Source organism: Bradyrhizobium sp. BRP22 (assembly GCF_020194175.1).
GTDB lineage: Bacteria > Pseudomonadota > Alphaproteobacteria > Rhizobiales > Xanthobacteraceae > Bradyrhizobium.
Genome location: NZ_JADYVX010000013.1, coordinates 154947 through 173278, shown reverse-complemented (window position 1 = coordinate 173278; position 18332 = coordinate 154947). Strand labels below are relative to the sequence as shown.

14 protein-coding genes and 4 pseudogenes are annotated in these 18332 nt (G+C 58.1%); 13 read left to right on the top strand and 5 right to left on the bottom strand.

The window, feature by feature from the left end; genetic code table 11:
* Positions 1-130, bottom strand: a pseudogene (locus I6F35_RS18700) (glycosyl hydrolase); the annotation flags it as partial.
* Between the two features lie 550 nt (positions 131-680).
* On the opposite strand from I6F35_RS18700, the gene I6F35_RS18695 reads away from it, so the two are divergent.
* Together I6F35_RS18695 and I6F35_RS18690 are read left to right on the top strand one after the other, a co-directional pair.
* The gene (locus tag I6F35_RS18695) at positions 681-878 is read left to right on the top strand and encodes a hypothetical protein (protein ID WP_225119130.1); all 198 of its coding nucleotides are present in this window, start codon (positions 681-683) and stop codon (positions 876-878) included.
* Positions 879-882: 4 nt separating this feature from the next.
* A complete protein-coding gene (locus I6F35_RS18690; RefSeq protein ID WP_225119129.1) occupies positions 883-1284 on the top strand; it encodes a hypothetical protein in 402 nt (133 codons plus the stop codon).
* On the opposite strand, the gene I6F35_RS18685 is transcribed toward I6F35_RS18690, so the two are convergent.
* A complete protein-coding gene (locus tag I6F35_RS18685; RefSeq protein ID WP_225119128.1) occupies positions 1281-2234 on the bottom strand; it encodes a calcium-binding protein in 954 nt (317 codons plus the stop codon). The genes I6F35_RS18690 and I6F35_RS18685 overlap by 4 nt on opposite strands.
* Positions 2235-2984: 750 nt before the next feature.
* Between I6F35_RS18685 and I6F35_RS18680 the strand changes: the two are divergent.
* Positions 2985-3959: pseudogene (locus tag I6F35_RS18680) on the top strand (IS110 family transposase).
* Positions 3960-4611: 652 nt separating this feature from the next.
* Here the strand turns inward: I6F35_RS18680 and I6F35_RS18675 are convergent.
* Complete coding sequence (locus I6F35_RS18675) at positions 4612-4806, bottom strand: hypothetical protein (protein WP_225119127.1); 195 nt, start codon at positions 4804-4806, stop codon at positions 4612-4614.
* 750 nt (positions 4807-5556) lie between these two features.
* Here I6F35_RS18675 and I6F35_RS40195 point away from each other — a divergent pair.
* The 4 genes and pseudogenes from I6F35_RS40195 (at position 5557) to I6F35_RS18660 (ending at position 8929) form a co-directional block, all read left to right on the top strand.
* Entirely contained in the window at positions 5557-5682 is a 126-nt protein-coding gene (locus I6F35_RS40195) for a hypothetical protein (protein ID WP_275945470.1), read from the top strand.
* 380 nt (positions 5683-6062) lie between these two features.
* Positions 6063-6206, top strand: a pseudogene (locus I6F35_RS18670) (IS110 family transposase); the annotation flags it as partial.
* Positions 6207-7175: 969 nt separating this feature from the next.
* Positions 7176-8483: pseudogene (locus I6F35_RS18665) on the top strand (pitrilysin family protein); the annotation flags it as partial.
* 173 nt (positions 8484-8656) lie between these two features.
* A complete protein-coding gene (locus tag I6F35_RS18660; RefSeq protein WP_225119138.1) occupies positions 8657-8929 on the top strand; it encodes a hypothetical protein in 273 nt (90 codons plus the stop codon).
* Here I6F35_RS18660 and I6F35_RS18655 read toward each other — a convergent pair.
* The gene (locus I6F35_RS18655; protein WP_346283181.1) at positions 8926-9279 is read right to left on the bottom strand and encodes a helix-turn-helix domain-containing protein; all 354 of its coding nucleotides are present in this window, start codon (positions 9277-9279) and stop codon (positions 8926-8928) included. The two genes, I6F35_RS18660 and I6F35_RS18655, sit on opposite strands and share 4 nt — an antisense overlap.
* A 783-nt stretch (positions 9280-10062) precedes the next feature.
* Positions 10063-10578, bottom strand: coding sequence for an ATP-binding protein (locus tag I6F35_RS18650; protein ID WP_346283178.1), 516 nt, complete (start codon positions 10576-10578; stop codon positions 10063-10065).
* A gap of 1014 nt (positions 10579-11592) precedes the next feature.
* Between I6F35_RS18650 and I6F35_RS18645 the strand changes: the two genes are divergently transcribed.
* From I6F35_RS18645 to I6F35_RS18620, 6 genes are all read left to right on the top strand, one after another.
* Complete coding sequence (locus I6F35_RS18645) at positions 11593-13104, top strand: SidA/IucD/PvdA family monooxygenase (RefSeq protein ID WP_225119125.1); 1512 nt, start codon at positions 11593-11595, stop codon at positions 13102-13104.
* A complete protein-coding gene (locus I6F35_RS18640) occupies positions 13101-14330 on the top strand; it encodes an MFS transporter (protein WP_225119124.1) in 1230 nt (409 codons plus the stop codon). Before I6F35_RS18645 ends, I6F35_RS18640 begins: the two co-directional genes overlap by 4 nt.
* A gap of 40 nt (positions 14331-14370) precedes the next feature.
* On the top strand, positions 14371-15150 hold the full coding sequence (locus tag I6F35_RS18635) for a phytanoyl-CoA dioxygenase family protein (RefSeq protein ID WP_225119123.1): 780 nt from the start codon (positions 14371-14373) through the stop codon (positions 15148-15150).
* A 24-nt stretch (positions 15151-15174) separates the two neighbouring features.
* The gene (locus tag I6F35_RS18630) at positions 15175-15504 is read left to right on the top strand and encodes a cupin domain-containing protein (protein WP_225119122.1); all 330 of its coding nucleotides are present in this window, start codon (positions 15175-15177) and stop codon (positions 15502-15504) included.
* Position 15505: 1 nt separating this feature from the next.
* Entirely contained in the window at positions 15506-17083 is a 1578-nt protein-coding gene (locus tag I6F35_RS18625) for a class I tRNA ligase family protein (RefSeq protein ID WP_225119121.1), read from the top strand.
* A gap of 257 nt (positions 17084-17340) precedes the next feature.
* Positions 17341-18234 (top strand): PLP-dependent aminotransferase family protein, encoded by an 894-nt coding sequence (locus tag I6F35_RS18620; protein ID WP_346283177.1) that lies wholly within the window; start codon positions 17341-17343, stop codon positions 18232-18234.
* Positions 18235-18332 lie beyond the last annotated feature (98 nt).

Genomic DNA, 18332 nt, shown 5'->3' with positions numbered 1-18332 from the left:
CGATTATGTCACCGAAGTATCTTTTCGACTTGATCCATTGCAGGAGACTCTTGATGTCCACGGTCTCGCCGTTAGTCTTGGAAGTGCGCAGGAACGAGATGACCTTGTGGTTGTTCCAGCCTTCAAACACATTCCAAGTCGCTCCGCCCACATTGATGCCGCCGATCTGTTCGATATGCAGGACGAGATCGTGTCGCGGCTTGCCAACAACTGAATGCCCAGCTCATCGAGGCCGAGGCACGACGCGCAGTGCGCTCGCTGCATCCCAATTCGATAGATCTTTACTTTCTGGGCAGGGCTTGGTGGAACAAGGGATTTGCGCCCGAATACATGACGCGAGTGCGTGACTTCTTTGAACGGTCCTTGGCGTTCGATCCTGACAATATCGATGCAATGGTCTTTGTGGCCGCTGTCGATATCGTAGTTGGCGCGGGGTTTCAGACCAACGATTGGGCCGCACTTCGCCGTAGCCGAGACGACGTTGACAAAGGCGCTTTCCCAAGCGCCGAACCACGCGTTCGCCCATTTGGCATCAGGGGTAGTCCAGAGTACAATGAACCGCGTGGCTTAAGGCGTTGCTGAGTACGAGCGAGCGTTGCCGCTGGATCGTTTGGCTGACGCGCGCGCGCTCATCGGTGAGGCAAATATATCTGGGTCGCGGCGCGGAGACCGAGGCCCATATGAACGAAGCATTTTGCCTCTCTCCACGCGATAACTTCGCCTTCAACTGGCTGCTGATAAATGGCACGCCAAACTGCACCTTACAACAGATGCTGAAGCAGTTAGCTGGTTCCGCCGCAGCATCGAAGCCAGCAGAAACTATCCAATGGCTCATTCCTGCTTGCCGCTGCACTCGCGCTGTTCGGCTCCTTGAATGAGGCCATGGCCGCTGCTGAAGCTGGCCTCGCGTTAGACCCCAACTTTACCCTTCGTCGCTACCGCGACGGCGCAACAGGTGCTACCCGGACCTGCCTGGCCGCACGCGTGCGCATCTATGGGGCATGCGCTTACGAGGCCGGCATTCTCGAGCATTTCCGTATCGGGCAGGTCGAGCAGCGCGTCGAACCCGAAGTGCGACAGGAACGCCTTAATAAAAGGAAGATACCGTTGCTGCCTACACCTGGTTCCGGCTTCCCTGAAGCCCAAAGGAGAAGATTGGCGGCGTTTTCAACCATCCCCTTACCAAGGGTAGCTCACAAAGAAGAGGTGGAACGCGCGCTTGACCACACAGTAAAGCCCCGCCGGGAGCGGAGCTTTACAGTTGAACCGCCGGTACCGAATTAGTGCTTCGTCAGATCGAGAGGCTGATCGGTAAACCTGAGTTCTTCAACTCCGCTGACTGAAATCGTCTGGTTGTCGGTGAAATGCAGCGTCAAGGTCGACGTGCTCGTATCGATATCGATCCGGGTGATGTCATGCCAAGACCGATCCGCAAACTCGACTGCATCGTAGCCTTCGCCGCCAATGATGGTGTCGTTTCCGGCGTGCGTTTGGATATGGAAGGTATCGTCGCCGCTTCCACCCTGCAGCGTCGAATTTGCCCCGGGGGCGCCGCCAATGAGCCAGAACTCGTCGTTGCCTTTCCCGCCCTGCAAGTAGTCGCCCTGCACACCGAGCAGCGTGTCGTTGCCGTCGCCGCCAGACAGCGTGCTGCGTCCCGAGGCCACATCTTTGAGAAAGTCATTACCTGCCCCGCCGACCAGCGATTGCGCGCCGCTTCCTGCCTCCAAATAGTCCTGGCCGGTACCGCCATCCAACGTGTCGTTGCCGGTGCCACCATAGATGCTGTCATTGCCAGCGCCGCCGTACAGTGAGCTGTTACCGCTCGCACCACCAGCATTGATGACGTCGTTGCCTGAACCGGCGTAGACCGTATCGTTGCCGCTGTCGAACAAGTTTAGGGTGTCGGAGCCCTCGCCCATGGCAACGAACACATCGTTGTCGCCACCGCTGACATTGAGCGTCTTGCCACCGGCGTCGTTTAGGATGATCGCTTTCAGAGAGGGATTCGTCTCTATCGTCGTGGACGACGCAACGTTCAGGATTTGGGTGCCAGGCGAGACCGCCCCTCCGGGAAACGGACCATACTGAACCCGTGCCGTGGTGCCATCGTGGAACACACCGCTACTCTCTAGCGAGTCGATCAGCGCCTTTCTGACACTCGGCTCGATGTAGTTGCCGGTGTGGTGAAGAAATTGACCCAACTCGGTTTTTGTCAAATAGGTGATGGCCATGATACCTCCTCATAGCTGACACGCTGGTCATCGGTAAACTTCAGGAACTCGGACGAGAAAGAGATCGCGCCGCCTCAGAGCTTCCCCCGGGTTGCTCCATCTAGCAGCAACTCTCGTGCTGCATGTTCCTCTCCTGCGAAGCGGCGGCTTCAATTTGTGCTAGAATAAGAAGAGAGTACAGCTACCAGAATTTGGAGGCATGCTGTCGGCGGGCTCGTCGACAGATGTGCGATCCGGGCCGTTCTGGAGGATGGAGCGTATCAAGGCGACGGATTGTGCCTTGATTAGAATGCCGCGCCGGCAGGCCGCGTCGACGCGCTCGGCGCTGTAATCACGATATTTCGGCGGCGGATACGAGTTGTTGAAGCTCAATCGAGACGACTTCAGATGTGAGAAAGGTAGTTTCGATCAGCTCAATGTGCCTCAAGAAGGAAAGCACGAGGCCAACAGTCACGAGTGGATTACGCTTAGACCGTCCAATTTGAATTCGGCATTCTCGATCGAACTCGTGCACAAAACTCCGAAGCGATATGACTGGAGATGGTCAGCCTCGGCAGCATGCTTTCGGCATGACGAAATAGCGACGTATTAGCCGTGGGTCTTTGTCTGCTATTGATGCTGTGGACGGCTCCTCCACCAGCACGAGAGTGCCAAGGAGTGGGCGCCGTTTGAGGCTCCCACGATTCCGAGGAGCAGCCTATGCAGTCGATTTCGACAATCGGTCTCGATATCGCCAAGTCGGTATTTTAAGTGCATGTCGTTGATGCAGTCGGCCAGGTGGTCCTGCGCCGTCAGTTGAGGCGCCGCCACGTCCTGGCATTTTTCCAGAAGCTGGCGCCATGCCTGGTAGGCACGAGGCGTGCGCATCATCGCACCATTGGTCTCGCGAGCTGCAGGCGTTGGGGCATACCGTACGATTGATGCCGCTGGCCTACGTGAAGCCCTACGTCAAGCGGAAAAAGAACGACAGCACCGACGCGGAGGCGATCTGTGAAGCGGTCACCTACCATGAGGTTTGTACCGGCCAAGACGGTCGAGCAGCAGAGCTGCCTGATGCTTCACCGGGCGCGCCATCTCTTCATCCGTCAGCAGACTGCCGTAATGAATTCAATCCGCGCCTATCTCGCCGAGTTCGGGATTGTCGCGCCTATCGGGCGCAGGGGTGTTGAGCAACTGCTGGAGATCGTCGCCGATAGAGCCGACTACCGGCTCCCCGAGGTGGCCCGTGCTTGTCTTGCTGCTCTCGGCAATCAATTGCGTGCACTGAAAGCCCAAATCCTGGAGTTCGACCGACGCATCATCGCCTGGCATCGATCAAGCGTGACGAGCAAGCGGCTGGACGCGATCCCCGGCGTCGGGCCGGCGCTGGCAACAGCTCTGGTCGCCAGCGTTGCCGATCCCAAGGCTCTCCGATCGGGACGAGACTTCTCGGCCTGGGTTGGGCTCGTGCCGAAGCAGAACTCGAGCGGAGGCAAGGACAAGCTTGGCAGTATTAGCAAACAAGCCGATCGCTATTTGCGCAGCCTTTTCACGGCTGGCGCGCTCGCCGTGATCCGCTATGCCAAGATCCATGGCGCGGGGCATCGGCCTTGGCTTACGGGACTGCTGACGCGCCGACCCGCCAAGGTGGCTGCGATCGCGCTCGCCAACAAGATTGCTCGGATGGCGTGGGCTATGATGGCCAGGGGTGAGCGCTACAGGGAGCCCGTCGCGCTCGCGGCGTAACCTATCGCGCCGGACATCCGGTGTGACGTAACGTTTGGGAGGGCGAACAGCACGTAATGCAGCGCCGGTCGATCCGGCGATCAGGACAACCCACTTGGGCCATGGCATCTTCGAATGCGTGCTTTTGACCGGGACCTGATCCGCGGAGGGCATTATGGCCAGCGGTCACGTGGACCGCGCTAACAGGCCGAACACATGGCTGCTCCGACTACCGCCGCATGCGTAAAGAAAACCCTTGCCAACCCGGAGCCGTCCACACATGGCCCATCACGACATATTGCGCTCCGGCACGAACTTGGTCGCTATCGGAGCAAAGCGGGCGTGTCGCAGTCACATGACGCCGCCGAGTTTATAGGTACACAGCCTAGCCATGCCTAGTTTCGTTTGGCTTGGACGTATGAAGTCCGGAGGCCGCGTCACTTCAGCAACCTGACGGGGCTGAGATTTGTGAGCTCATAGACACTTACATTGCCCTACTTTCTAACTGGTCATGTCGAGGTGAATTGCCGGTTATGACAACGCGCCCTTTACCGGCCAAGATTTCTCGCAACAGTAATGCCTGATACAGCGTGGCCACGGTCCCAGCTGGTAAGTTGAAAAACTATGTTTCACGGAGGTCCAACTTCGTTTGATATAGGCCCCGCCGATCTAATCAATCTTCTTGATCATCATTCGTTTCGAGAGGCGAAGTATGGAACGGAAATTCGGAAAATTCTTCCACCTCGGTCACAGCCTCCCCGACCACTTCTTCTGGAATGTTGTCTTGATAAATCCACTCGCTGATTAGACGCTGGGTGATGCGGCTGCGCCCAGCATTCTGTGTCCTTCCAGTTGTGATCGCAGGCACCCGCGGAACACGGATGGGAAAGATGGGCAACGCTTGCGGGAATGGTGGTGACTGCAAGTTTGCGCTTTAGTGGGAAATCGCTGGATTCAAAGGGCTCCCGGTCGGGAGTCCACACAAACATGGCGTCGATCGCGCATTACTTCCCTCCTTCTTACAGCCCCTTTTCTTGCTGTAGTTGCGCAACAATAATGCACACGCTGGCCGATTACAACCCGCTCTGCTGATGTCGGGTGCGGGTCGCTTGGAGTAGTTGTAAATCGTAGACGCCACCCGGCAGTGGGGCTCTGGTTGGGGAAACGCCATTTTTTAGGTATCTTCCGGTCGGTTTGATCGTCCTTGATACTCGCGTTTATGGGAAGCTTCTGCCCGCTAATCCAGGTCCGAGTTGATAGTAAAGCCGGTTTCCGCAAGCCGGAACCTCATCCGAAAACCCGTGGCTTAAGCCGGTACAGTCCCGCGATGGTGGAGGGGTGAGATCGGAAACCATCCGTGACGACGAACCGCCATGTCCGCAATGAGATGCATCACAATGGGCGATGCAGCCGCCGGCAAGATCATCGGACTTAAGGAACCATCGCGTGAGCGACATCTCAAAGGTTGTGGAGTTCATCCTGCAAAACGCGAATTGATGCAGCGCAGTCGCCTGCCGATGTGGATGATCTATGACCGACCAGCCGATTTCCCGGAACTGCTACATCGCGCACATCTTCGAGGTAGGCTACAGTGAGGCGCCGCAGCCGAGCACGCTTGATGCTGCGGACAGTGGGGCCGAACGAGGGACTGAAGATGCTGCGCGACGCCTTCGAGGCGGCGGACCTGCGCTGCATGCCGCGCTCGGCTGGCGACCAGCCGCAGCTCGCGGAAAGCTGGGTTTAGGGCTAAGGAGCGACCGTCGGTCCCGCATGTTTTTGTAGCTGCGGCACAAAGTGCACTGGCATCCTCGTTAAGATTGTGCTTTTCTCTTTGTGCAATCTCACACTGATCAAACCCCAGCCACTACCAGCCCATGCGGATCGCCCATGGTCGCGCCGGGCGGCTATGTTAGGAGCGCGGCGTGATGCAGGACCGTCTGTTTACCGCGCTCGTCGTCGCGGCCGGCATCGCCTCGGCGATCATGGCGGCGATTGCGATCCTCTCAATTCACTGACTTACTGGCAGCCTCGATCGGCCGCGCGCCCACCCGGTAAAAGGTCTGGCTGGCCGGGAGCCACGCCGCCGCAGCGCGGTCGTCCTTCAGACGCGCAAACGCGGCGCGCCAAGGGGGTTCGTGGCTCGAACAGATCCCGGATCGCAAGCCGCGCATGCTGGTAGCCGTCGCGCTCGCCAACAAGATGGCGCGGATCGTCTGGGCGCAGCTTGTAAAGCAGGAAGACTACAGGCTCCGGTCGCAACCAAAATGATCTTGGCGGGCCTGAGATCGTCGGAGGTGTAGTCGGTCGAAGGAGGGTATGGCGCAACAGTCGGCGAGACGGGCCGTGAGAACCAAGTGTACGCTTCGTGCGCTTGCATCTCGCGGGGCGTCTACAAGACGCGTACAAGCTTCAGTTGTTCAGTGATAGCTGCCACCGGCCAACGGACCCTCCTCGAGATGCCGCCGATCCCGGATCAGCGGAAAGACAGCTTCGACGAACTACGGGCCATTCCTGAGCCTTAGAGGGAAACCGCCCTGTGGGACCTTCGGCTATGGCCCGATGAGCGATGCCTGAGCATCACTCCTGCCAGCCGGACCTCCACCCCGTCACCCCGACTCCGCAACGGCTTCTGTGCCGCGGGGCTATTCTGTGCCCGAAAATTCGTGTTTTGCGCGCAAACACGTCAGCGGGTGTTGCCGGTGCAGCGGCGCTGCGACAAACTTTATGTGCTTCCTGGCGAGCGCCCGCGCGGCCACGAATGGCGGAGAGTGCCTCTGGCGCGAGATCAAGGCCGACCCGGCATGTGGCATTGCAGAATTCAGGCAAGCGGCGAGTTGCCCTGCGCGCTCCTGGGCAATGTCGTGCTCGCAACATGTTGGCGGATACCAAACAGACGCGGGTTGGCTGTCGAAGAGAAAGCGCGCGCTGCGCTTCGTTTTGCGTCCAGTTGCCCGCGCCGCGGTCCCTGCGCCGAAACTTCAGGCGACTGGCCTGGCTTTTGCTCCGCTGCTTGCCGACGGCGTGAGGCTCCCTGCTTTGTCGGGATCGTCAGCTACAGCATGTGGATCTCTATGTGACTAAAGGCAATGCGATGAAGAATTCGAGCTCCGTGACGACCCGGGTGCTAGGCGCGGCCAGTGTTGCCCTGGCCTTGATGACGCGCACCGCCCTGGCGGTCGATGAGAAAGTGGATAATAGCAGCTATGCTAGCCTGCGGCACGTTGCTGGAACGGGAGCGTGCTTGCCGAGATCGCAGTCGCCCGCGAACGCGCTGCAAGCTTTACGCTTCAGAACGGCCTGCAGGTTGTGGTGATCCTCGATCACCGCACCGCAGCCGTAACACAGATGATCTGGTACAAGGTCGGCTCCGCCGACGAGACCCCCGGCAAATCGGGATTGGCGCACTTCCTCGAACACCTGATGTTCAAGGGAACCGCCAAGCACCCGGCCGGCGAGTTCTCCGAGACCGTGGTGCGTGGCGACGGTTACGATAACGCCTTCACCTCGCACGACTACACCGGCTATTTCCAGCACGTGCCGCGCGAGCAGCTCGGCAACATAATGGAATTCGAGGCCGACCGCATGACTGGCCTCATTTTCAGACACGAGGACGTGCTGTCCGAGCGCGATGTCGTGCTCAAGGAATCGAATATGAGCGTCGCTAACAATCCAGATGCGCGGCTCACCGAGCAGATCATGGCCGCGCTCTACCTCAACCATCCCTATGGCCGTCCGGTGATTGGCTGGCACCAGGAAATCAAAAAGCTCGATCGCGAGGACGCTCTCGCCTTCTACAAGCGCTTCTATGCGCCGAACAACGCCATCCTGATCATCGCCGGCGACGTCGACGCCGATGAGATCCGCCCGATGGTGGAAAAGAGTTTCGCCCACATCCCCGCGCAGCCCTCGACCCCTGCAAAACGGCTGCGACCGCAGGAGCCTACGCCGGCGGCGCCGCGCAAGGTGACCATAGCCGATCGGCGCGTCGCGCAGCCGACCTTGCGCCGCTATTATCGTTCCGTCGGCCGCCACCGCGGCAGTGGGCGAGAGCCCCGCGCTCGGCGTGCTCGCGCAACTGATGGGCGGCGACGCCAATTCCTATCTGTACCGCTCGCTGGTGATCCATTGCCAACTCGCGATCTCGACCGGCGTCTATTATGAGGGCACCGCGCTCGACCCCTCGCAGTCCATCATCTCCGCATCGCCAAAGCCCGGCGCCGACTTCGCGCAGATCGAGGAAGCAATCGACAAGGTCATTGCCGATATCGCACAGAACCCGCCGCGCGCCGAGGACCTTGAGCGGGTCAAGACCCAATTGATCGCGAACGCGATCTACGTGGGCGACGACGAGCTAACGCTTCCATTCCAGTATGGCCGTGCGCTCACCACGGGGCTCAGCATGGGCGATATCAAGAACTGGCCCGACCGCATCCGCGGCGTCCCGCCGAGCAGGTCAGCGAGGCCGCGCAAAACTGGCTCGACAAGAAACGTTCGGTGACCGGCTACTTGATCAAGGATGTTGCGCCCAAACGCAAGCAGAAGCGCCATGACCTATTCACGCCCACGGCATTCGGTCCCGATCGGCGGCAGCGCGCTCGCGCTGGGAACGATGCTCACGTCGCGCCCGTCGCAAGCTGCAACTATGATCCAGCGCCCGGTCTCGCCCAGCGGCATCGAGATCTGGTTCGTACAGCGTTCGACCGTGCTGCTGATTGCGATTGGAATATGGCTTCGGCAGCACCGCCAGTCAGGATCCCGCCAATAACGTCTTCATTCCGCTCGACGTGCCGCAAACGGTCGTGACCTTCCGCGGTCTCGGCGTTCGCCGCAGTGATCGGACTGCCGCTGAGGCAATCGTCATCGGGGATCTTCTCCGCACCGCCCAGCTTGATATCCTAACAGCTATCGAGGGTCTTGCGCCAAGGCTGCATGCCGACCCGCTATCCGCGCGCCAGCCGATCCCGGTGGACGCGGGACCTCATACCGGTTAGGTGATTTTCGACATTATGGTTCCCATAAGCATCTGTCTGCGCAGCTCCATGCGAAACGGGCGACAACACTTCCGTCGACAACTGGTCTGCGGAATGAGTGAAGAGCTCCCAGGACGGCTGACGATGTTGCTAACCGCCGCTCTTTTATGTTCGGACAAGGCATAAGCGCCTGAAAGAAGCTTGTAACAACTACATGCCTTTCGCTCGAGGCCCATGCGTTCATCGATCTCCAAGACGCCACGCATCTTGCGAATCAACTCTCGTTCTTCGAATCGGATCAGCGCCTCGGTTACGCTAGCGCGGCGCAGTCCTAAGGCGAACGAAAGATAGTCATGGGTGACTGGAAGCACTTGAGCGCCCAGAGCATCACTCGCCAAGCAGAGCCAGCTCGCGAGGCGCTGTTCGCAATCGTGCCGAACGCCGCACAATCCCGTCTGCGCGCAATGCAAAGTCAGCGCTTGAACGTACCGAAAAAGATATGTTCTCGGATTTCAGGACGCTCCTTGGTCAGGCGACGCAAATCCTTGACACGGATCCTGTGCGCGCTTCCGGGCAGGAGCACAACAGATTGATGCGTCGAAATATGCCCTACCACTAAGAGCGAAGCACCGACCGCACCCCCGATAACCTATTACCGCGGTTTCAACGGCGCTTTCGGCCGCGACAATCCTCAGCGAGACGAGGCCCGACTCGATAAAGTAGACGTAATCAAGCTGCCTTTTTGGCTCCTCCAGGATCATGCGTTCTCTCGAAACGATCAACTGAAGGAACTCCCTATTGCCGCGAGGTCTTGTAGAGGAAGACTGGCGAGAATCGCATTTTTGACAAAGGACCGCGTAGGAGCACGCACCTTAATAGGCCGGTCAAGCATCGGCTGTGCACCGGAGTCCGGCGTCAGAGCTGCATTTCTGGAGGTCCTCGAGCGCATCAAGGACGGCGGGCACCTGGTTGGTCATAGTGCGGCCCCTCTCCTGGCATGCGGCGCTCAACCCCGCCGACCTTAACGAAAAGTTGATTGCAACTGTAACGATGCTTTCATCCTCATTAATGCAATGAGTCCAGTGCTGACGCTCAAACCCCGCGTTAGGGCTGCCTTCTTTGAGGCATTTCAACGCCTCCCCTATAGAGCGGCTTCATAGGGTAGTGCGTAGGGTGCTCGCCTGTTCGCCAGCATCTATCAAGCGCCGCGGATTGTGATCACGTCGCCGTGGTGTAACAGGCGAACGGATCGCGGTGACGACCACAGGATCGCGGAAGACCGAATCCCACTCGACGATGCTGCGGTTGCTAGTAAGCCGGATCGCACCCCTCTCGTAACACCGGCTGACGAGCTGGAAGTACAGATGCGGTGCATTGGGCTCAAAGGGCAGATAGCCGAGTTCATCAGTAATCAGGAGCTTCGGTTTGCCAAATTGCGCAAGCCGCTCCTCGAGCCGGCGCTCGCTGCGTCCTTTGGCGAGCTGCGCAACGATAGTCGGGGCTGCGACGAACTGCACGGAATGCCCGGCTAGGATTGCTTCGCGCCAAAGAGCGCCCGCAAGGTGCGTCTTGCGCCAGGCGTCCGCCGCACAAAGAAAGATGACTGTGTAGATCGGTCCTTGGCCCCATATTGGCGGCACCCAGCTTTCTTGAGGAGCTTGAAGATGCACTTGGTGTCCGCGGTTTGGCCGGTCGGCTCCTCGGCAGCCGAGCGGGCGTGCGAGGAAATAGGGGCGTGTGGACGTGCTTTTCCTGACTGGTCAGCTTCTCGAAAGCTGGCTTGCCGAGACGCGGACGTTGGTCCGGCTGAGCGTAAGAGATAGAACGTGACCGGCTTCCGGAGCATATACTTTCAAATCGAGATCGGTATGATAGTGCGCAGTCCAATCCTCGGCAGTTTAACCCCGCTTGCGCCAGGCTTCACGCAGCAGAATATCTCGTGTCGGTAGGGCAACAGGCGCACGGCGCGAGCCTAAGCGAGCTTTGAGCAGCAGCTCGATCAGTTGCAACCCACGTTGCCTGAGGAGAGTGGTGGAGGATCGGAGCGCGGGCCTGCCGCAAAACCCGTCAGTCGCTCGGGGACGGCGCACGGACCAGAACCAGGACCGAATAGCGGGAGACAGCAACCGGCCTTTACAGTGAACCACCATGTGCAGGTGGGCGCAAAGCGCGGCCGCTCCGAACCGTTTTGCCGAGAACAAGGAGTTCGTTTCCACCTCCCAAAGAGGCCACCGCAATCGTCCAAAGCGGAACTGTCCACCGCCACAGCCTGAGACACTGCCAACATTGCAGAGCCGAAGATCTCTGTCGCCCGCATACTGCGACGCAACTCGCCTGGTGCGACCACAGACGAGCGGGCCGCGAGGCCTGAAGGGCTGGCAATGTGTGGAAAGATCATGATGAGCATTGTCGGCGTAGACTTAGCATTCACCATGTGTTGGTTTTCAGCCATGGATCCGTGCACTCCGTATTCCGTATGTGTATGTCCCAATGTCGCAAATCCGACAGGAGCTGCCGGGGCAACTCCGCACGAAATGCTGCAGGTGGGCAGGTTCTTGTCGTCCAACAAGGCGCAGTCGAGATTTTGTGGGTGGCACGGCAGTTGCTAATGAGCAGAGAGACCACCGGATGGGGTAGGTGAAGATGGTTGCAGCCGGACTTTAGTGTGCACACGGATGAGACTGTTGCCGGTTTCAACAGACGGCGTGCAAGACTTGGCCATTGCAGATGCGCAATTCACAACGCCTCCCGCGGCTATAGGCCAAGCCGCTGCCCATCCCAAGTCACACTTCAGCAATGAAGCGAAGGACCCGGACAGAATTTACACGACCGCCAACGACAAGAACTTACACGAGCTCAAAGAGACTTCTGTGGAAATGCTGGATGTCATCGGAATTGGGATCGGCCCATTTAACCTCAGTCTTGCAGCGCTTATTGAACCTACTCCGCTCCGCGCACTTTTCCTGGAAAAGCGAGACGCACTTTTCTGGCATCCAGGCCTTGCGCTGCCGAACAGTCGCCTACAGGTGTCGCCGCTCAAGGATTGCGTGACCCTGGTCGATCCTACTAGCCCATATTCATTCCTCAACTATTTGGCACTGCATGGTCGGCTCTACAGCTTTGTCAACAAGCGCAATGCTTCAACGTCCCGGCGGGAGTTCATTGAGTATTACCGGTGGGTCGCAGGGCGACTCAATACGCTCCGCTTCTCCGAGGACGTCAAGGATGTTATTCCATTTAGGGATGGCTACCGCATCAGCACGAATACAACCACATACATGGCGCGCGCTGTTGTTGTTGGTGTTGGCGTAGAGCCCAAGATCCCCGCCTGTGCCAGATCATTGCTATGTGGCACTGTCTACCATGCAGCCGATTATCTCGAGCGGCAGCTACCGTGCGCAGCCGAGCATGTGCTCGTTGTGGGAGGTGGTCAGAGCGGGGCTGAGATTATCGAGGACATTCTTACTCGTTCTGTATCCACCCAGATCACGTGGGCAACGTCGCGTTCGAACTTGTTTGCCATCGACGACAACAGCTTCGTGAATGAGGCTTACACGCCCGCGTATAGCCGTCGCTTTCACGCTCTACCGCTTCAGCAACGCCGCGACATAGTCGAGGGCGAGATGCTTACGAGCGATGGTATTTCCGTCGACTTGTGCAGCCGCCTATATGAAATGCTATACGAACGCAGCGTGGATGGCACGCTGGCCGACCGTTTTCGTGTGTTGTCCAGCGTAGTCGTGAAAGACATCACGTCCCACAACAAGCGCTGGCGAGTAGATCTAGATGAGATCGCAACGCAGCGAAATAGCTGCATCCTCGTCGATCGTATAGTGCTTGCTACAGGTTTCCAGCCACGTACGCCGCCCTTCTTGCAGGCCCTCCTCGAGGGCGCGTGTATGGAAGACGGCCTGCCCGTACTCGGCCCGGACTACGCAGTACGCTTCAGTCGGCACATGCCAGGACCAATTTATCTCCAAAATCAAAGCCGCGTGCAGCACGGATTGCAGAGCGCCAATCTATCTTTGGTCGCGTACCGCAACAGCCAGATTATTGATAGCCTCCTCGGCCGACCGTTCTATTTGAATACATCCGCCAGACAGATGATTGAGGTTTGCGCACCTTCGGACACGTCTGAACGAGAAGCCGGTGTGGTTGCGAGGCCATCAACCCGACAGGTATTGGGTAGCACATGAACGGGGGCTCGACCTCACCGCTGCGGGGCCGGATTGCGGATGGAACGGCTAACGCCCCCGACCGGCTTTCAGGCACGCTCGACTACCGCGCCTTTGCACCATTTTTGATTGCCTCCATTGTCATTGCAGCAGCTTACGGCACTAGCTTTCTATTGCCGGACTACATGCATGCGCTCGGAACGGATAGTCGAGCCGCCGGTCTTATTATTTCCAGCGGCATGGCGGCCACTCTCGTTTCCTGTTGCTTGGCAGGTTGGCTGGCAAAGCAGATAGGCCTATTACCCACGTTGACTCTCGCCTCGCTATTTATGGCGTTAGCCATGCTGGCCTTTGCCGGCGCTGCCCTCGATACGCGAGCGGCGTACGGTGGGGGACTATTGGTGGGCGCTGCTTGGTCGGTGTTCTTCATTCTGGCACCGCTGCAGATCATCCGCCATCTACGGCCCTCAGCACGTATTCAGTATTTGACGGTCTTATCCGGATCACAAATGGCTGGGCTCGGCCTCGCGGCTCCACTTGGTCACTTGCTCGCAAAATATACTGGTTCGCTGGCCACGATCTATGCAGTGCTTGCGATTGCGTGCGTGATCGCAGCCGCCTGCGTAGACCTTACAAGACGCGCGATTTCGAGGCTATCGGCACTGGCTATGCCGGATATCGAAATTACACTGGGCGCGACTACGACACTGCTTCAGAAGTGCACAGCACTCCCCATCGCCATGATTGCGATTTCAGCCTGCATGTTTGCGGGGCTGTCCACATATCAGAGCGCCTATTCCGCATCACGTCACTTGAATGCCGATCTGTTCTTTCTCGTTTTTACTGCTACGAGCGTGGTACTACGCTTCTCGGTCGCTCACCTCATGGGCAGCCTGCCGTTACGGCGACTGGCGCTCACGCTCATCCTACTGACCGCTGCGTCTCTGGTGCTGTTCCTTCTCAACGGTGGCAGCACCTCACTCTATATTGCGGCCACTGTCCTCTTTGCCGCCGGCTATGGGTTAAGCTACTCAACCTTGAACACGATAGCCGTCAATCTTGCCGGCGAGCACGGCGTCTCCGTGCCCACTACCTCGCAGATCTTTACGCTCGCATACTTCATCGGGCTCTTCGGCTTTCCCATGGTCGGAGGGCAGTTGGTCCGTGGATTTGGCCCTGACGTGATGTTGCTGAGCCTATTGAGCGCGACCGCTCTTAATGCGGTACTAGCAACCCGCCTCGGGTAAAGCACGACTGATCCGTCTCATCTTACGAAGGAGCTCCCACATGCTGACTGAGGCGCAACAATCGAAATGGCATAAGGATGGATATCTTCGATTGGAACAGTTCTTCGATCCAGCCACGCGCGACAAGATTTCTCGTTACGTTGAGGAAGTTGCACGTTGGGATGTAAGCTCCGACAAGTGGATGTTGTGGTTCGAGAAGACGAGTGACAGTCGCAAGATTATCTCCAAGGCCGAGAACTTCTTAGACTACCATGCCCCTCTACGGGAGGCGCTCCTGGCCGATGGCCGCATTCGTATAGCGGTTGAGAGACTCTTGAATGAGAAGACACGGATGTTGAAGGAACTTCTGATCTTCAAGTATTCGGACAGCGGCGGATACCGCCCTCATCAGGACATCTATCATATCCCGCACAAGATACCCGAACGCATGGTGCACGCAATTGCATCCATCGCTGTGGACGACGCCGACCCGGGTAACGGTGGGCTTTTCTTCACGCCAGCTCGCCATAAGGAAGGAGTGTTTCCGATGGATGCCGGTGGCGTGATTCACCCGGAGATCGCCGAGACCTTCACATGGGAGCCGGTGCAATTGAAAGCTGGCGATGTTTTTATTTTCGACGATTATGCGCCCCATTACTCGCTGCCAAACAAGAGCGATCGGTCGCGTCGTGCGATTCACTTGGTGTTCCAGCGCGCATCCACCGGGGGGCCGACACGCACCGAATACAACCGCATGAAGCGCGCCTACAACCCACCAGAGGAAGCGGTGGCGGATCTTGAAAACCTAAAGCTTCCCAATGGCATATTCTATCGCGACTGATAGCCACGTCTGAGGAAGACCAACGTGTACACCAAGCAGGCCGATCATTCTCTGATGCGAACCGAATACGGCGTTCTGGTTTGGCGCCTTTTGGAGCATCTCCCGGCGGGTCTCAGTCCGGCATTTGGCGCTTCAGTCGTGGAGCTCGCTCCAGGCGATGCGGTCGACCCGCACGATCATCAGGAGCACGAACTTTGGTTGCTGATCTCTGGTCGTGGAGAATTCGAGGTCGACGGTCAGGTCCGTGAGGTTAGCGAAACGACCTTGTGTTACATGTCGCCACATCAGACGCACACTATCCGCAATATCAGCCAAGACAGCGCTCTCAAGTTTATCTCGATCTGGTGGGATTGACGTGCGCACTTATTTTGTCTGTCCCGCGCCGCCTTGCCCTAACGGCAAACTACATCTGGGTCACATCGGCGGCGTGTATTTACTCGCTGACATTTTCGTCCGCTTCCAACGCATGACCGGCCATCGGGCTTACTACATCACTGGCTCAGACGAGCACGGTACACATACGCTCGAAACGGCACGGAAGCTCGGCCAATCCTTTAGCGAGGTCGCAGAACAATACGTTCACCAGATCTTACAATGTTTGCGCGCCGTGCAAATTACTCCTGATGTGTTCGTGCGCACATCTAGCGCGATTCACAAGGAAAATGCGCTAGCGATATTCCGCGAGCTGCAAGCGGCGGGCTACGTCGACGTACGGCAGGGCGTCCAACTGTATTGCGAACATTGCGATGAGCTCGTTACGGACTCGCTCGCAACTGGCCGTTGCCCGGCTTGCTCATCGCCTTGCGACAGCAATCTGTGTGAGAACTGCGGGCTGGCTCTTCAGCACGACACAATCCGTGACGCACGGCACGTCACCTGCGGCCGTAATCTTGTGCTAAGACCTATCACGCAGGCCGTGTTCGACATGCCACGTCTCGCTTACCCACTGCACAAAGCCATTGGAGAAAGCGCATGGCCCGATCCGATACGCGCCAAGGCGCGCGCTTGGCTACACCGGGAGGTGCGCGGCTTGGCGATGACCCGCCATTTCAGGCACGGTGTGGAGGTAAAACAGCCTGAATCTCTGATCGGGCAAACGCTGCTTACATGGTTTGAGGGCCTTTGGTGCTTCGACACCGGAATTCGCGAGCAATGCGCCCGCGCCGGTCTGGACGCAAACGCGACGTTGCACGACCAGAACACCGAGCTTCTTTTTTTCATGGGGCAAGATAATCGCTTCTATTACACGCTAGGTGTGGCCGGCGCTCTGCTCGCGCGCGGCTACCCAATTCCCAAAAATCACTCCGTCCAGGATTTCTACAAGCTGGAAGGCGAAAAGTTTTCCACCAGTCGTGATCATGCTCTTTGGGCCGATGAAGTGGCGCGTGAGGTGGGGCCAAACGTACTCCGTTATGCACTGGCGCGAGTGGCCAAGCCCTTTGGAACCGACGCAAACGATTTTGATCTCGACGGACTCATCTCGGCAGCGTCACGCATTCGGGTCTGGGAAGATGCGTTACGACAGTATGCAGAAAACGCACGCACAGTAGAGAGCACCGAACTCTCCCCGAATTTCCGCCGCTTCGCTGAAGATTACGCCGATGCGGTCGCCGCACTGCGTTTCTGGGATGCGCTTGATATCATCGACCGGTACTTCGAGCTAGCTGGCTTTGCACATGCAGACGATTGGACATGGAATGCTGCGCAGATCTCGCTGTTCCTGAGCCTACTCTATCCCGTAGTACCTGAGCTAGCGATGGGCTACGGCCGGCACTACTTTGGCGGTGCTTGGCGGCCGTCCCTCCAAACATCAGTCGTAGCAGCCCAGCCAAAGACGTCGGTGGACTTTCCCCGTTTCAGCGCGCCAATACCCGCAAAATTTGCCGCGGAGTACAATAAGCGCTTTTGCAAACGACAGGTTTGGCAATCATGAAGATCCGAATGACGAAGCCATGAATTCGCGCATCTCAAACGCAGCGCTATCGCTCAGGGTTTCGCGCCGTTCAACTCCTCAAGTGCGAAGCATGGTATCAATTTCGGCCACGCCCTGGCCGACCCGGTGATGTTTGCAGAACTGCCGTGGCCAGGCGCGTTTGACGGGAGTACAGGTGTGGCTCTCGCCGATCTGCCGCAGTATACGGATGCGCGGGTTTGCCCGAACTTTGTACAAAGCTCGCACTGAGGTACGGTGTGCGGCATGACCAAGTTATGCTTACGGGTGGAGCTTCACAGGCCTTACAATTACTCGCCGATGGCTGGATTGACCCCGGTGACGTGGTCCTGACGGAGGACCCCTCCTACTTGTGTGCACTGCGTACGTTTTCGATCGCGGGTGCAACCGTGGTCCAGCTAGATCTGGCCGCAGAGGGAGTGGATCTAAACGAAGTCGAGGCAATGCTGCAGACCAATGCCCGGGTGAAGCTTTTTTACACGATGCCAGCGTTTCATAATCCAACCGGGCGCCAGATGTCGCGCGACTATGTGGCCAAATTGGCGGCATTGCTAGCCCGCAGTGGCGCTCTCTTGGTGCAGGACCTTGTCTATGCTGAGTTGCCCTACAACGGTCCAGCGCATTGGCTGGCGCCAGGCAATAACGTGATCAATGTCCATAGCATCTCAAAAAGTTGCCGGACGGGGCTACGGGTAGGTTGGGTGCTTGCGGAGTCGGACATCATCAACAGGCTTGCGCACCTGAAACGCGACGGCGGCTTAAGTCCGGTTCTCAGTAACGTCGTTTTGGGGTTGTTGCAATCGAGCGCTCTTGGCTCGCACATAACACGCTTGCGCGAGCACTACCGCGCGAAGCGAGACAGCGTACATAGCTTATTGCAGCGCAGCCGGATTTGCGACCCGGAATATAGCGTGCCAAGCGGGGGCTTCTCGTTCTGGGTACGGCTTACCGCGGGTACGGATCCGGAGAGGTTTATTGAAGCTGCAAGCAGCGAGCACGACGTGCACCTTGTAAATGGTCGCAACTATGGCCCAGGAAGTGGCCGTCACGTGCGCCTGTGTTTCAGCTATCTTCCAATATCTCTCATTGAGCAGGGGCTGGAGCGCTTAGGCCATTTGCATGCTAACCTCTAGGCGCGCGTGGTATGTTGGGACGGGGGTCGCACGTCCAGCTCCCAGCGCCGACACTTCTGAAGAGAGCGAGCTCGCGAGGACACAAAAAGTCGCTGTCC